12 protein-coding genes are annotated in these 13,437 nt (G+C 56.6%); 2 read left to right on the plus strand and 10 right to left on the minus strand.

The features are described from left to right. Window positions 1-188 precede the first annotated feature (188 nt). Entirely contained in the window at window positions 189-1,223 is a 1,035-nt protein-coding gene (locus Q0C48_RS06995) for an AAA family ATPase (RefSeq protein ID WP_291522850.1), read from the minus strand. A 131-nt stretch (window positions 1,224-1,354) separates the two neighbouring features. After that, a complete protein-coding gene (locus Q0C48_RS07000) occupies window positions 1,355-2,575 on the minus strand; it encodes a hypothetical protein (RefSeq protein ID WP_291522852.1) in 1,221 nt (406 codons plus the stop codon). A gap of 484 nt (window positions 2,576-3,059) precedes the next feature. Here Q0C48_RS07000 and mobC point away from each other — a divergent pair, with 484 nt between their 5' ends. Both mobC and Q0C48_RS07010 read left to right on the plus strand, forming a co-directional pair. After that, window positions 3,060-3,392, plus strand: a complete 333-nt coding sequence (gene mobC, locus Q0C48_RS07005) for a plasmid mobilization relaxosome protein MobC (RefSeq protein WP_291522854.1) — start codon at window positions 3,060-3,062, stop codon at window positions 3,390-3,392. Beyond that, window positions 3,389-5,056 (plus strand): LPD7 domain-containing protein, encoded by a 1,668-nt coding sequence (locus Q0C48_RS07010; protein ID WP_291522856.1) that lies wholly within the window; start codon window positions 3,389-3,391, stop codon window positions 5,054-5,056. Before mobC ends, Q0C48_RS07010 begins: the two co-directional genes overlap by 4 nt. 630 nt (window positions 5,057-5,686) lie before the next feature. On the opposite strand, the gene Q0C48_RS07015 is transcribed toward Q0C48_RS07010, so the two are convergent. The 8 genes from Q0C48_RS07015 to Q0C48_RS07050 form a co-directional block, all read right to left on the minus strand. After that, on the minus strand, window positions 5,687-6,454 hold the full coding sequence (locus Q0C48_RS07015) for a PilZ domain-containing protein (RefSeq protein WP_291522859.1): 768 nt from the start codon (window positions 6,452-6,454) through the stop codon (window positions 5,687-5,689). 547 nt (window positions 6,455-7,001) lie between these two features. Beyond that, on the minus strand, window positions 7,002-9,659 hold the full coding sequence (locus Q0C48_RS07020) for an EAL domain-containing protein (protein ID WP_291522861.1): 2,658 nt from the start codon (window positions 9,657-9,659) through the stop codon (window positions 7,002-7,004). Window positions 9,660-10,040: 381 nt separating this feature from the next. Then, window positions 10,041-10,334, minus strand: coding sequence for a virulence factor (locus Q0C48_RS07025; protein ID WP_291522863.1), 294 nt, complete (start codon window positions 10,332-10,334; stop codon window positions 10,041-10,043). Next, entirely contained in the window at window positions 10,334-10,537 is a 204-nt protein-coding gene (locus tag Q0C48_RS07030; protein ID WP_291522865.1) for a DUF5397 family protein, read from the minus strand. Before Q0C48_RS07030 ends, Q0C48_RS07025 begins: the two co-directional genes overlap by 1 nt. Window positions 10,538-10,727: 190 nt before the next feature. Continuing rightward, window positions 10,728-11,069, minus strand: coding sequence for a hypothetical protein (locus Q0C48_RS07035; RefSeq protein WP_291522867.1), 342 nt, complete (start codon window positions 11,067-11,069; stop codon window positions 10,728-10,730). 103 nt (window positions 11,070-11,172) lie between these two features. Continuing rightward, on the minus strand, window positions 11,173-11,424 hold the full coding sequence (locus Q0C48_RS07040) for a hypothetical protein (RefSeq protein ID WP_215859386.1): 252 nt from the start codon (window positions 11,422-11,424) through the stop codon (window positions 11,173-11,175). Window positions 11,425-11,504: 80 nt separating this feature from the next. Then, entirely contained in the window at window positions 11,505-12,815 is a 1,311-nt protein-coding gene (locus Q0C48_RS07045) for a primase-helicase zinc-binding domain-containing protein (protein ID WP_291522870.1), read from the minus strand. Window positions 12,816-12,842: 27 nt separating this feature from the next. Further along, a complete protein-coding gene (locus Q0C48_RS07050; protein WP_291522872.1) occupies window positions 12,843-13,358 on the minus strand; it encodes a hypothetical protein in 516 nt (171 codons plus the stop codon). Window positions 13,359-13,437 lie beyond the last annotated feature (79 nt).

Below are 13,437 nucleotides of genomic sequence, written 5' to 3' on the forward strand. Positions count from 1 at the left end.
AGAGGTGCGGGCAGCACCCCGATTCGCCGGGTCCCAGCGCCGCAAGCGTGGCGACTGTGGCGAGGGAATCGGGGTTTAGGGAGCAGAGGAACGGAAAACCCCGTTAAGGAGATTCAGCCTGCCAATATCGTGCGACACTTAAGCTCTGGAGAGTGCCTCCAAACACCCGTCTTTGTTGGTTGACGCCTTTAATGCAGAAGCCTTTCTCCGTTCTGGTTGTCGTCCTCCTTTGCGATCATGTGCAACCATACCTCTACGGCCTGACGCAGTTTCCGGAGGTCCCTGCTGACACCGACGATGCGTTGCGCCCAGCGGGAATCCATCTCGGGAATCTGATAGGCAGCCCATCCATATTGCTGCGCCACTTGCGCCACGGTCTGAGGTAAGGCCCGCAACAGATCCGTATGGCCCATAAAGTCATGATGTACCGTCCGTACCCGGCTGAGTAAAGGACCGGAGAGAAGATCTGTCCGGTTGGCCGTCATCAAATAATTCACCGCCGACAAATCTGCTAGACCCAACAGAAACTCGTCATGCCACGTCGCCGCACTGGACGGCTCGATCAATTGTAGAAGCGTGTCGAGCAGATTGCCGTTCTGGGTACCGGATCCACACTTGTCCACCTCATCAACGATGATGATCGGATTCGCCACTCTGGACTGCTGAATCAGGCGGATCACCGCACCGGGCTGCGCTGTGCTCCACGCCCGGTGGCTCCCCTTCAGAACCATGGAATCGGAGGCACCACCCACAGAAATAACCAGATAGGGCACATCCGCCAATTCACAAAATCGTCGCAGGAGCGATGTTTTGCCAATACCCGCAGGACCTACCATTAACAAAGGCGGTAACCGTAAGATCTGGTTGCCCCGGCGAGACAGCACACAGGCTCTCTCCAATATCTGAATGGTATTCGCCAACCAGGGGAATTCCACACGCAGCAAATCAAAAACACCGATCTCGGGTACCTGCCGCAGATCCAGAGGCGTTTTTTCAAGGTCTGCAAACGCCTGCACGATGGCATCATTGCGTCCGGTTTTCGGCACTTGATGGAACACCACGTGGGTTGGGAAATGCGATTGGATCAACGCTGCATCCTCTTCCGTATTTGCAGCGTCCTGACCGAATGGATCGTCCTCAAAATCTGACAGATCAATTTCTGCCGAAGGATTGGGCGTCGCGCTGGATTCAGTAGAAGGGGGGTCATTGTCTTTACGGGTCATCAAAGTCTCCTGCGTCCGTGGGGGATCGCGTAGAAACAGGATAGCGGAGCCCAAAGAAAAACACAACAGACTTTATGATAGTCCTGTCCTTCAAATTAAATGCGCCGTTTTTAAAAAGCCAAAACCGCGCGTCAGTTCACCTGGGGGAATGCTTCAAAGCGCCCCACGACCCTCCCGATCCAGGTGTCGCTGTCTTCGGGGGTCTTCGTGATCTGCAGGTGGTCGTCTCGCCGTACCAGATGATGAGATCCACTCTGTGGCTTTCCATTTTTGAAGGAACCGGGATGCCCGCAGAGCGGCGCACCGTCCGCCATGACGACCAGCCAGCACGCGCCCTCGGCGGTTCCCCGGTTTTCCTGATAAAAGCGCAAACGCTGGGCCTTTCCCAAGGCCAATCTTTCCGCACCCAGAAAGGCCAGGTCCATGCGGATCATTCCAGAGGGATAGTCATGGTGTCCCTCCATGAGAAATAGGGGAATGTCACAGATTTCGCGATGGGCCCCGCCACCCACATCCAGGCGGCGGGTCAGGAGTTGCCGTGCCTGGGAACAAGCGATATCCGCAGGGGCAAGCAGGTTATCCCTGGCGGGATTCAAAGGGGGGCTTTCCGATGCCGTTTCCGCGTCCAGAAAGGCGGTACTCGATGCACTGTTTGCGGGTATGACTTGATCATCGACACTGAGGCAGCGCGCCAAATCCAGATGTAAATGCTGACGGGCCCGGACGGCCCAATCGGCGATGTGGTTGGCTACGACGCCGTTGACGGCGCCAATGGGAGAAAACACCGTCTGCACGGCAGCACTGGGACGATAGAGCGGGGCGTTCCGTCCACTCTCTGCTATCAGTTTCTGTAAGGTGTAGGGTGGGCGAAAACACTGCAGATGTTGCGGGGAATTCAGGGTAGGCCAGCGATCCTGCATGAGCCGGAAAAAGTCTGGACGACTGGAGAGCAGAATATGTCGGTCATCCGGTAGATGGATCAGCAGATGTACCCGGCTTTCATCGATCATGGGCAGGTCCAGAATCAGTTCAATATTGCTCAGGATGCTGGGATCAGGCAGGAGTGCGGGCGTCAGTGCAAAAAAAGCGTCCATTTCGCGGGCCGAAGCGATTTTCCAGAGATGCAGACCGGGAAGGATGCTCAGCGTTGTATCCGGCGCCTGTTCCAGTCCGGACCAGGCCAGTAACTGATCGACTTTATCCGGTCCAACGGTAGTTAAGCCGCTCAGCAATCCCATCAGGTTGGAGCGACTCAAACCGAAGCGTCGAGCCATTTCGGAAAGACTCAGATGCGATAGTGTAAAAAATGCCCGAAGGATATCGAGGGGCAGGGGAGCGTGATGCCGGGTCAAAGAGATTCTCCGCAGGACAGTAATCGTGGTACGCCTGTTGTTAGCATGCCGAGGCGAGTAGGCGTTGGCAAGTATGGCTGAGCACCTGCGCTGCATAGGGGGCACTTCTACGGGTTTTTTACGGAGGCGTTTCCGGACGTGACGGTTTTGGGTTTTTTGGGGGTGTATTTGCGCTTTTGGCCTGTGGGGATTCTGGGCTGGCTGTTGCGGGTGCGTTCGCTTTGGTTGAGCCTCAGATCACTCTTGCGACTGGGGGTCGCTATGGGTTGTGTTGGCGTCCTATGCGAATGGACCACGCAGGTTTTCGAGTGGTGGTGCGTGCAGATCTCAGGGGTTGACGATTGCTCGGGATGCCTTCCATGGCTATTTCATAACTTATTGATCTTTGTTACAATAAGTATTAGCAAGCCATCGAATCCGTAAACGGATTCTAGCTTGCCAGGGGGGATAAATCCCCCCGTGGACCCCCGAAGCGGAGGAAGCGATGCCGAAGATAGCCGGGAATCCGATGACCACAATAGCCGTCAGGCTGCCGCCAGAAGAAGCACAAGAGCTGCGCGACCGCGCAGAGATGGCCGGTATCGCGCATTCCGCGTTCCTGCGCCAAGCCTGGCGCAACCGCCCAGCGCTCAGCCCCGAGGAGCGTGATGCCCTGAGGGGCGCTCTGGATCATCTGGTGCGCATCGGTGGCAACCTGAATCAGCTCTCCAAGCACTGCAATCAAGTACAAGACGCCCCGACCCAGACCGCCATCCGGGATATCCAGGAAGCGCTCGTTCCAGTTCTGCAAGCCGTGCGTGGAGTCCTGCATCCATGATCAATAAAATCACCCTGCATAACGGCGGCAAGGCGCTGGCCGCCCACCTGCAGAAGCGCGAAGAAAATGCACAGGTGCGCATGGTATCCGTAGGTGGTGGACTGCCCGAAGATGTAGACGTCGCCATAGAGACCATAGTGGACTTTGCGGCCGCCCGTTCCCGGCATGGGACTAAAAGGCCGTTTGTGCACTTTGCCTTTTCACCGGACAGAGCGTTAAGCGAAGACCAGGTACAGCAGTGTGTGCGGGATGTTTTGTCGGAATATGGGCTGCCGGCGGATCAACCGTACATTCTGGTGGGGCATGAAAAGCGACGGGAAGACGGAAGTTGTGTTGAGCACTATCACCTGACCGCGTTAACGGTAAAGCCGGATGGAAAGGTGGCCGATTTCACGAACAGCTATCCGCGAAACGAAGCGCTGGCGCGGAAATGGGAAATCGATTTTGGGCACGATCTGACATTGGGGCGGCATAACCGGGCCGCTGCTCACCTTCTCGCTGAGAGAGGCTATCTGAATGTGGCGCAGGCTCTGGAGCCGCTGATTGCCGCACCCCGGCCGGTGGCCAGATACACGCACGCGCAAGCACAGGCGGCGAAACGTAAAGAACGCAGCAAAAGCGAGCTGACCGAAACGCTCAGTGGTATGGCAGAAGCATGGCGACAGTCGGATGGAGGGGCCGCATTTGAGGCCGCGCTTGCAGTGCGTGGGATGTTTTTAGCCCTGGGGACAAAAGCCGTTCTGGTCATCGATCCAGGAGGTCAGGAGCATCCCCTGCTGCGCACGTTGAAAGGTCAGGGGCTGGATCTGCGCAAGAAGGATATCGATTCGCGACTGGAAGGATGTCTGCTACTGACGCTTATGGAGAGGAAACGCCGTCACCGGCGGCAGGCCGCGCATGCCGAGGTAGAGGCTTCTCATGGTGCCGGTGCTCCTGACCATGTCGTGATCTTACAGATGGTGGCCGCGCATCTGCAGGATCAGATAGCGCGTAAGCGGGAAGACATTGCGGCACGTTGGGCGCTGCGCGGTCAGCAGCGAAAAGAGCAGTCGGCCCTGGCAGAGGCGCCCATGCCCAGGAATGACCCATCACCCGTATCCCCGCGGCGCGGGCTGGGGGCGATGGTGCGCGAAGAGAATCTCAAACGGGCGAATCAGAACGCACAAGCCAGGATGGAAACGCGGAATGGATTTCGTGCGCCGGATGCTGGTCCAGGGGCACTGCAGCCTGCCTGGATAGCGTGGCGGCAACGGGTTTTGACGGAAGCCTATGGGCAGGAGATAGGGGTGTTGCTGGGCCGAGGGGTGCGTATCGAGCGGGGTGATGCGTATTTACGGATACATAATAAGCAGCTGGACATCCGGGACTATGGTGATCGGCTGGTGGCGGATATGGGTGGAAACGAAGCAGAGATTGAGACCATGCTGCGACTTGCTGAAGCGAAGGGCTGGAAAGACCTGACGGTAACCGGGAGCGTCGAATTCCAGGAGCGGGCGGGTGCAGCGGCATTGGCAACTGGGTTCACCTTGACGGATAAAGATCTGGTTGCGCGGATTCAGGCGGCGCAGGAAAAAGCGCGGCAGGCGCTGGCAGAGGCGGTTACGCCAGAGGAAACGGAAGGCGATGACGATACAGATGACTATGGAGACTGGATGACCCTGTGAGGGTCACGGTACCAACCGTGCGTCTGGTTTCTCAAAATTCATCCAACCACACAGCGGTAAAATGAGATGGAGTTTCGATAGTTCGAGAGTCCACAAATGCAGAGGCTTGGTTCTCACAATGCGGGGTATCTCAAAAACGGCCAAATTTGAGATTACTATGAAGCATACGTTTAACGAATAGTATCGGTCAGATTCACACGAAACCTGGCGCCTGGCGCTTTTCGTACTTTAAAATCCGTTTCCTGAAGGGACCCCTACTTGGATGTCGTCGCCTTCTGGGGGTGTAAGCCCAAACCCCCGAAAATTCCGGCTGTACCGTCTTGAGGCGTTTTTTACCGCAAGACGAGTACACGGCGTATATGTGTTTATATCTATTTGGCACCAACACCATGATTGTGTCTTAACGAACGTTATGACCACACAGTATATTTTTCATTAAGTTACGAGTTTGGCAAAATTTTCGAGGGTTTGGGCTTACACCCCCCTTCTGCAGACACTCGGCCCGGTTGCGGAAGATTTTATGCCGAAAATGACAATCCCCTATGATTTGCACTATAGGGGATTGTACGTTGCTTTATTCATAAATCCACACACTTTTCGCCAACAGCTAGCAGCTTATATGGAGGATTTTCAATCCCGCCACCTTAAATCATGAATTCGAACAGCACTATTTTTGGGAAGATTTTGAATCTGTACAGCTTTTTTGCAGAGGTAGAGCTGCTCAGATTTTTTTTCTTGCTCCTTGGTGAGGTTTAGTCGCGCACCATATATAGCATCGTGGCTACCGCACGCTTCCAGCCTGCTTATGTTTATGGTTGTTTCACATACACCGCAGTCGGGTATCTCAACTTCTAGTAACAGCATCTCTCCGATGGAGAAGTCGTTATTACACGATTTCAAGCTGATTCCAGTAGGGCTAAAATCGACAATCTCACAGAGAAGCGTTCGACCATCTTTTGTGCATACTTTAGCTTGCCCAGGTAATGCAATTCTTTTGTGAGATCGCACTTTTCTCTGAAATAATTCCGAGTATGTGGTATAATAAAAGATATTCTCTATTACATATTCCAAACGAGCCATAAAAAAGCATACAACATTATCCTTTTCAGCGAAAATAAGAGTTGAATTATAATCCTCTATGTTTTCGACATGGATTTTTGGTTTTAGCAAGATGCGCCCATTATCTACACCATTAAAAATAAATATATTTCCGTGGTCATCTGTGTTTTCAGAAAACACTATGGTTGAGTGTCCATTTTCAAGAAGACTGCAACCATCATGCTTACTTTTGATGACGCTTTCATCTGCCTGTAGCAGCGCAAAATAATCAGGAAGACTGAACTCTCCGCGTAAAGGCAGAATCATGACTAGATTGTCCGTTTCTTTAGCCAGTGACATGCGGCGTCCCCTTAAAAAATGTGGATTATTTCTGCAGAACGTCCAACCGCTCTGCAGGCATTGGTCGACCGAACAGGATGCGCAGATCTTCAGGCCAAGATGTTCTGCCGCATCGTTGTTCAAGCTTTGGTCCTACTTGCGCTTGAAAACCCATAACAACTTGGCGGGGTAGTTCGTTGGTTAGTATCGGTAGAATCTTCGCTTTTGGTAGCAGGTCATTGGATTGTTCATTGTCCGGGTCGAGCATCGTATAGACATTCTGTCGACTAATCCATGTGTTTTTATTAGTGGGGTATCCAGCTAAATACGATAATGTCAAAATTTTGCAGCGAAATCAAATGGGCTGCCCAGTACTCCTTTTGCCAAGCGTACAACGCTCATTATAGATTGATATATTGAAGTTTTTTCACCATCTGAGAAGCCAATACCCGTATTTAGCTGGATACCCCACTTTTATTATCCCCCACATTGATAAATGCTAAGGCTAACAACGCCTCACGCACGTCATCAACTTTGGGTGTTTGGAACATGGCGGAAATCCGGCGCATCACTCTGGGCTCCCGGCGATTATTGGGTGTGCAACCCGGCGCTGCCCCGTCATGGCCAGCAGTTCGGCCAGCAGCAAGCGGTTTTCCAGGTCCAGCAGGTTTCCCTGATGCATGGCCCCCTCCATATCCCCGGCATCCAGGAGAGACTTGGCCGCGCGGGCGAAGCGATGAATCCGTTCGTGGCGGGCGAGGAGACCAGCGAAATCCGGTGACTGGCCAAAGAGGAGCGCGCCTTCCCCCCGCAGCCACCGCCCCAGATGGCAATACTCCTCGGCATCCTCCCCCAGGACGTGGGCGGGGAATGGATTTTCCTGGCGCAAGGCGCGGAGGAACGCCTGCACACGCAGAAGGTGCCCTTCCAGGATCGGCGGCAGGACGTCCATGGGCGGCAAGGCACCCACCAGTTGGGGGGCAGGGCGAAAACGGGTAATCCAGGCGGGGATGTCCTCGGCCGGGAGCGGCCTGGAGAAGAGATATCCTTGCAGGTGGCTGCAGCCCATCTTGGCCAGCAAGGCGGCGTGGTCTGCCGTTTCCACGCCCTCGGCAATCACTTCCAGGCCCAGCATGCGGCTGGCGGTGGTGACCGCTGCGACGATGGCGAGATCCTTGGGATCATTGATCATGTCGCGCACGAAACTCTGGTCGATTTTGATGGAATGGGCGGGGAGATGCTGGAGGTAAGTTAGGGAGGCGTTGCCGGTACCGAAGTCGTCGATGGCGATGCGTACCCCCAGACCCTGGCAGCTTTTCAAAACCGTCTGGGCTTTCTCAAGATTGAGCAGGGGAGCCGATTCGGTGATCTCGATCTCCAGTTGCTCCGGCGGCACGCTCGGGTGATTGGCCAAGGCTTCCCGCAGATCCTCCAGGAAACGGGCATCGAGCAGGTGGCGCGTGCTGATATTCACCGCTACGCGCAGCGGCAGGCCCTCCCCTTGCCAGATCGCTCCTTGTCGCAACGCCGCGTCCAGGACAAAGCGGCCGATGGTGCGCGCGAGGCGGGGATGATCCAGGGCGGAGAAAAAGGCCGCAGGCGCGAGCAATCCTTTCTCCGGGTGTTGCAGGCGGATGAGGGCTTCCACGCCCACCACTCCATCGGCGCTGGCTACGATCGGCTGGTAGTGCAGGACCATGCGGCCTTCGTGTAACGCCTGCTCCAGCAGGACGCGCTTCGCCACTTCTGTCTGCACGGCTTCATCCAGGGCCAGGGTATGCAGATGAAACTGGTTCCGGCCCGCATCCTTGGCGGCATAGAGCGCCATATCGGCGTGCTGAATCAGGGTGCTGGCATCGCTGTCGTCCAGGGGATAGAGGGTGACGCCGAGGCTGCCGGAAACCCCGACCGCTTCGCCCTGGATTTCCAGCGGTTCGCGGATGGCGGCGAGCAAGCGCTCGCAGACGACTTCGAGATCGTCGAGGCGCTCCAGGCCTGGCAGCAGCAGGCCAAACTCATCGCCGCCCATGCGCGCGAGGGTATCCCCTGCCCGCAACTGCGCCTGCAGCCGTTGCACTACGGCTTGCAGCAACTGGTCTCCGGCTCCATGGCCCAGGCGGTCGTTCACCTGCTTGAATCCATCCAGGTCGATGAGCGCCACCCCCAGCAGCCGCTCGCGCCGCAGCGTTTGGTCTCGGGCGGTCTCCAGGCGGTCCAGGAAGAGGGCGCGGTTGGGCAGGGCGGTGAGGGGGTCGCGCAAGGACTGGTTGCGCAGCAGGAGCACCAGTTCCCCAAGATGCGCAAAGGCATCGAAGTACGCCGATCCCACCCGATGAAAATAACCCTTTTCGCGCACGCCGATCAGGCCTACGCCGCGCAGATCCTCTGCTCCGAAAGGAAAGATGCCGATTTCCTCGATGCGGTTGCGCAAGGCCTGGATCCATTCCGGCGCCTGCGGATCATCCACGGACTGAATGACGGCCTGCCCGCTTTCCAATGCCAGCCAGCAGGGATCTCCGGCGATCTTCGGGATCTGCAGCGCCGGCAACGGGAGCCCGGCCAGGCATTCCAGGGTTAATATCTCCCCCATGGCGCTGCTCACCACGTAACCGGCCAGGCGCACGTTGGCGCTCTTGCGCGGCAAGGCTTCGCAGATCTGCTGCAGCAACCCCTCCGGGCGAGGGGATTCGTCGCCGCGGGGAACCGCAAGCACGCCCAGCAGCACATCAAACAAGGCCAGCCTCTCGGCATCGGTCTCGCGGGAGGCGCGGGCGTAGCCGTCGAGCTGGACCATGAGGTCGCCGATCAGCAGGCGGAACAAGGCGTCCCGCAGCAGATTGCGGTCGCTCGCGGGAACCTGCTCCTGGAGCATTTTTTGCCAATGGCGCCAGTAGAGGATATAGGCGCCGGCGACCCAGGAGGGCTCGATGCCGAGATGGTGGTGCAGGGCACCGATTCTGCGCATGGACTCCCGCCAGGACTTATCCAGGCGGCTGGCCAGAAGCCCGCTGATGTGTTCCGCCTGCTTCTGAATCAGGGCATCCAGACGCGCGCGGGAAAAGTCCCGGAAGACGGCGGCGGTGACGGGGTGAGCGAGCAGGTAGTCGTAGAAAGCATGGGCAAGCGCCGGCGTTTCCGACTCCAGGAGGTCCCGGTAACGGTCGATGAGCTGAAAGTCCGGATCCTGCAGGCCAAGAAAATCGGGAAGGGTGCTGATGGCTTCCATCTTCGGAATGCTTACCGCTTGACCTGTCGTCGAGGCACATCTTGAGGCGCCCGCATTGCCGGGCGCTCTATGCGCCGCCGGATGGGCATGCGCTCTTCGGCAGGATGCGCCAAGCCAATCCGACGCCTTTGCTTTGTGATCTGCAGGTGCATGCTAAGTTTTACCAAGTAGTACCGATATTGTTTTAGGCATTATAAGGGTTTTCTAATGGATTTGCACTACTTATGGATATTTAAAGACAGAGTATGTCGAGCAATATATTGAGACCTTATGCATCATTCTGTCTGGTGGCAGCCAGCCTGGCCAGGGCGGATGGCCCGGTTTTGCGGGGTTCTCCGGGTGCCTGGTGAGGGCCACTATGAGACATTACGATCACGCCGCTCATTTTGGCCTGCCCAGGCGCTTCACGCGGTCGGTGAAATCCGACCATTGCTCTACGCGGAAGGCGCGGATATCTCGTACCGATGGCGGAAACCAAGGCAGATCCGTCAGGGCATCCATGGCGTCCATCAGGTTGGCCATATCCTCGTTCTCACAGACGTAGATGCTGCCCTGAACCCATCGGAACCCATGCTCTGCCAAAGTGGCGCCAATATCCGCATAGGCGGCTGACACCCCTTTTGGATGATGCTTGGTGGTTTCCTTGACGGTCAGATCAAAAGCGATGGCGAACACTAGCGGGCTTCCGGGTCATCCAGGATGGCATCGAGCGGATATTCCAAACGCTCCCCGGTTTCAGGCACCTCAATTTCAACGGTCCAACCCTTGTCAGTCTGGTGCCCTTCCTTGAGTACCTGGTATGAAATCCCAAACGGCCCGAACTGTCGGAACGTCCCGATCAGCTCAGGGTGTGGAAATCCTGCGGCATGTGATTGCATGGGCACCCCCTTGTCTTAGTCACATAGTACATTTTCTGACAAGAACATCATACCATATAGAAGCGAACACAGGGCGACACAAAAGGCGACGGCAAGAGACTATGGCAAAAGTTACTGTAACAGAGGCAGCGAAGCTGGTGGGGATTGGCAGGCAACAACTTTACAGAGGATATATCAATTCCAATCCAGGCTACTGCAGGGTCACCACATCACTCTCAACCTCATCGTTTTTATAGGCTGAGGCTGCCAATTCAAAGAAGTAATGACGCAGTCGCAATAGCCAGGGTTTGAAAACAGCAGATGATCGGGTGGGAAATCGAACCATGAGCTCATATATGGCTACCTCGTCGATCATTGGCAGACTATCTTGTCCCTCTTCATCATCCAGCCCATTTTTGCCAAGGGTCAACGTGGCCTGATCTCCCGTGGCCAGCGTTCTCAGGGCATAGATAGGGTCCGGTATACTCAGGGCAGCAATAACATATTCCTGGGCAATCCATACATGCACGCCATCGGATGAAGTGGTACGCATTTCCAGATCCTGAAATGCAATGCGCCAGATATGTACGGCGGGTCCTCTTTGTCGGATATTCATGTGGTTTTGTGTGCCTCATCAATACTGGAAATGCGGCCCCTTACAGACCGCCATGGTACTTGAAAGAAATCTCCTGACATTGTGGGCAGACATAAACCTGCACCTTCAGTTTCTTTTCAAAGGCTTCCTCACCATCATCGGCGAGCTGGCCACCGATCATGCCCAGTGCAGCACCGCCGAGACCGGTCAGTCCACCCATCCGCATGCCGTGTGCGCCCTTGTCTTCCATGGGGGTCTGGCAGCTGGGACAGGTGGCCGTCATATTTTCCGGATGTTCTCCAAAACCAAACATGGTGCAGTCTCCTTTACAGTTTGTGTGCGTGTGTAGAATTTAGCATTTTCAGCAGGGTCCGCGCATCCAAACCGGTGGCTTTAACGCCGGGGGCGCTTCGCCCTCTGCGCCGTGGCCCGGTTGTTAAGCGGTACGCCCGATTCCGACTGGCCGGGTTCCCGCTGTGGCATGGTGATCCGCATGGGCAGATCGGGTGCAGCACCCAGTCCCTGTTCCCGCCGCCTCTCGGCGATACGGTCCGGATATTGGGTGGTGGCCATTTCCAGCACTTCCGCCCAGTCGTTGCCGGTGCTGGGCAGGCGGATATCGGTTTCCAGGTCCTGGCGACTGAGTTGCATCCGTTCTTTGAGATATTGCGCAGCCCGGATGCCTGCCGGATCGTTATCGGCAAAGATCAGCAATTTTTTGCAGGTCTGGGGTGGGGTATACCCCCCGATGACCCGGTCACCGACACTGCGGCCGCCCATATTGCCGCTGTTTACGGTCGCATGTACCGCGAGACCGTGATGGGCAAAGGAGGCGGCCAGGGCCGTTTCCATGCCTTCGGCCACCCCCAGCCTGCCATCCGCCTGCATGGGCCGCAATTCAATATGCAGGGGGACGCGTCGCACTATGGGGCTGGTCAGTTTACGGGCATCCAGAAGATGAGGGCGGCCATCTGCACCGTGGGGATGATCCGGATCCGGGAGAACCAGCTTGCCGGATCCATCGGGTGCGAGCCAGGTGCGGTGTACCGCCAAGACCTGCTTGCTGGGTCCCCGGCACAGGGCGATCAGGGCAGGGAACCTGCCCAGTTCTTCCCATTGTCCATCCATCCGTTGGTGCCAGTAAGGGAGATTGGGAAAGCCGCGTACATCCCGTGCGTCGGCAATGAGATCGAAAGGAATCCGGCGGTTCTCGAAGTAGGCCATGGCTTCCGGCATCTGCCGTAGGGGAACGCTGCCACGCCAGTGCTTTTCAATGGACTGACGGGCTTTGTTGGCCTGCTCCTTTGCGGAGGGCGCACTTTTGCGCGGACTTTGCCGGGGAGTCGCAGGTGCAGGGGTTTCTGATACTTTAGCGGTTTTGGGTAAATCATGATCTGGCGGGAGCGTACCCAGTACCCGGGCGACCTGTTCGATGGATTGCTTAAAATTCCAGCCATGGACATGGTGGAGCAGGGAAAAGCCGTCACCGGAAATGGGATCTCCACCGCCCTGTGAGCAGAAAAAGGTGCCCCGGCCTTTCTGGTTGTCGAAGCGGAAGCGATCCTCTCCGCCACAACCCGGACAGGGCCCATGCCGATCCACCAGCGCCTGGGCAGGAATGCCCAGCTGAACCAGAATCTCTGGCCAGCGATCCGTGGCCGCCCATTTGGTTTCACGCATCCACTGCGTACCCCGTTCTGCCATGGTTGGTTCCTCCTTCGGCCTCGGATTTCAGTCCTTTCCGTTGTTATCGGTTAATCCATAGACCAGCTGGATCAGATCGGCGGTATCCCGAGCGATGCTCTCCAGCTTTTGACTGATCACGCTGAGTTCCCCACGCATTGCCCGGATCGATTCTGTCTGTGTATCGGGCAGCATTGGCGGCGACGCCTCGGAACCGAGCAGTTCGCCCTGACCTTTGGCGGGAGAAGTGTTTGCTGTCGTGGCCTGCGTTCCAGAAGAGGTGTTGGTCGGGTCATCCCTGTTTGGTGGAACCAGGCGGTTCACTCGTTCTGCCAGCTGGCGGATAGCCTCCCCCTGACGACGATCCAGAGCGGCCACTGCCGTCATGAGACCCTGATTCAGCGCCTGCGTAGTTTCCAGCAGGATGCGCATGTAGGGCGCCTGTCCCTCCCAGAAATCCCGGTGTTGGCGGAAATCTTCCTCCAGTTTCTGAAGGCGACCCAGAGAAACCCCGATGGGGGAACTGGAGGTGTTTTCAGCGTCATCGGGTCGCGGTGTATTCATGGTCGGTTATTTCCTTTGTGCGAGAAACAGCAGCAAAAAAATCAGGATGGCAGCGGCTCCGCCGCCCAGTGCACCTCCC

This window comes from Acidithiobacillus sp. (assembly GCF_023255755.1).
Taxonomy (GTDB): domain Bacteria; phylum Pseudomonadota; class Gammaproteobacteria; order Acidithiobacillales; family Acidithiobacillaceae; genus Acidithiobacillus.

What these genes read in the sequence shown, in the direction of transcription:
- mobC (WP_291522854.1), top strand. Translation starts at nt 3,060, where the DNA reads ATGCCGAAGATAGCCGGGAATCCGATGACCACAATAGCCGTCAGGCTG.
- Q0C48_RS07040 (WP_215859386.1), bottom strand. Translation starts at nt 11,424, where the DNA reads ATGTTTGGTTTTGGAGAACATCCGGAAAATATGACGGCCACCTGTCCC.
- Q0C48_RS07050 (WP_291522872.1), bottom strand. Translation starts at nt 13,358, where the DNA reads ATGAATACACCGCGACCCGATGACGCTGAAAACACCTCCAGTTCCCCC.
- Q0C48_RS07035 (WP_291522867.1), bottom strand. Translation starts at nt 11,069, where the DNA reads ATGCGTACCACTTCATCCGATGGCGTGCATGTATGGATTGCCCAGGAA.
- Q0C48_RS06995 (WP_291522850.1), bottom strand. Translation starts at nt 1,223, where the DNA reads ATGACCCGTAAAGACAATGACCCCCCTTCTACTGAATCCAGCGCGACG.
- Q0C48_RS07020 (WP_291522861.1), bottom strand. Translation starts at nt 9,659, where the DNA reads ATGGAAGCCATCAGCACCCTTCCCGATTTTCTTGGCCTGCAGGATCCG.
- Q0C48_RS07015 (WP_291522859.1), bottom strand. Translation starts at nt 6,454, where the DNA reads ATGTCACTGGCTAAAGAAACGGACAATCTAGTCATGATTCTGCCTTTA.
- Q0C48_RS07030 (WP_291522865.1), bottom strand. Translation starts at nt 10,537, where the DNA reads ATGCAATCACATGCCGCAGGATTTCCACACCCTGAGCTGATCGGGACG.
- Q0C48_RS07045 (WP_291522870.1), bottom strand. Translation starts at nt 12,815, where the DNA reads ATGGCAGAACGGGGTACGCAGTGGATGCGTGAAACCAAATGGGCGGCC.
- Q0C48_RS07010 (WP_291522856.1), top strand. Translation starts at nt 3,389, where the DNA reads ATGATCAATAAAATCACCCTGCATAACGGCGGCAAGGCGCTGGCCGCC.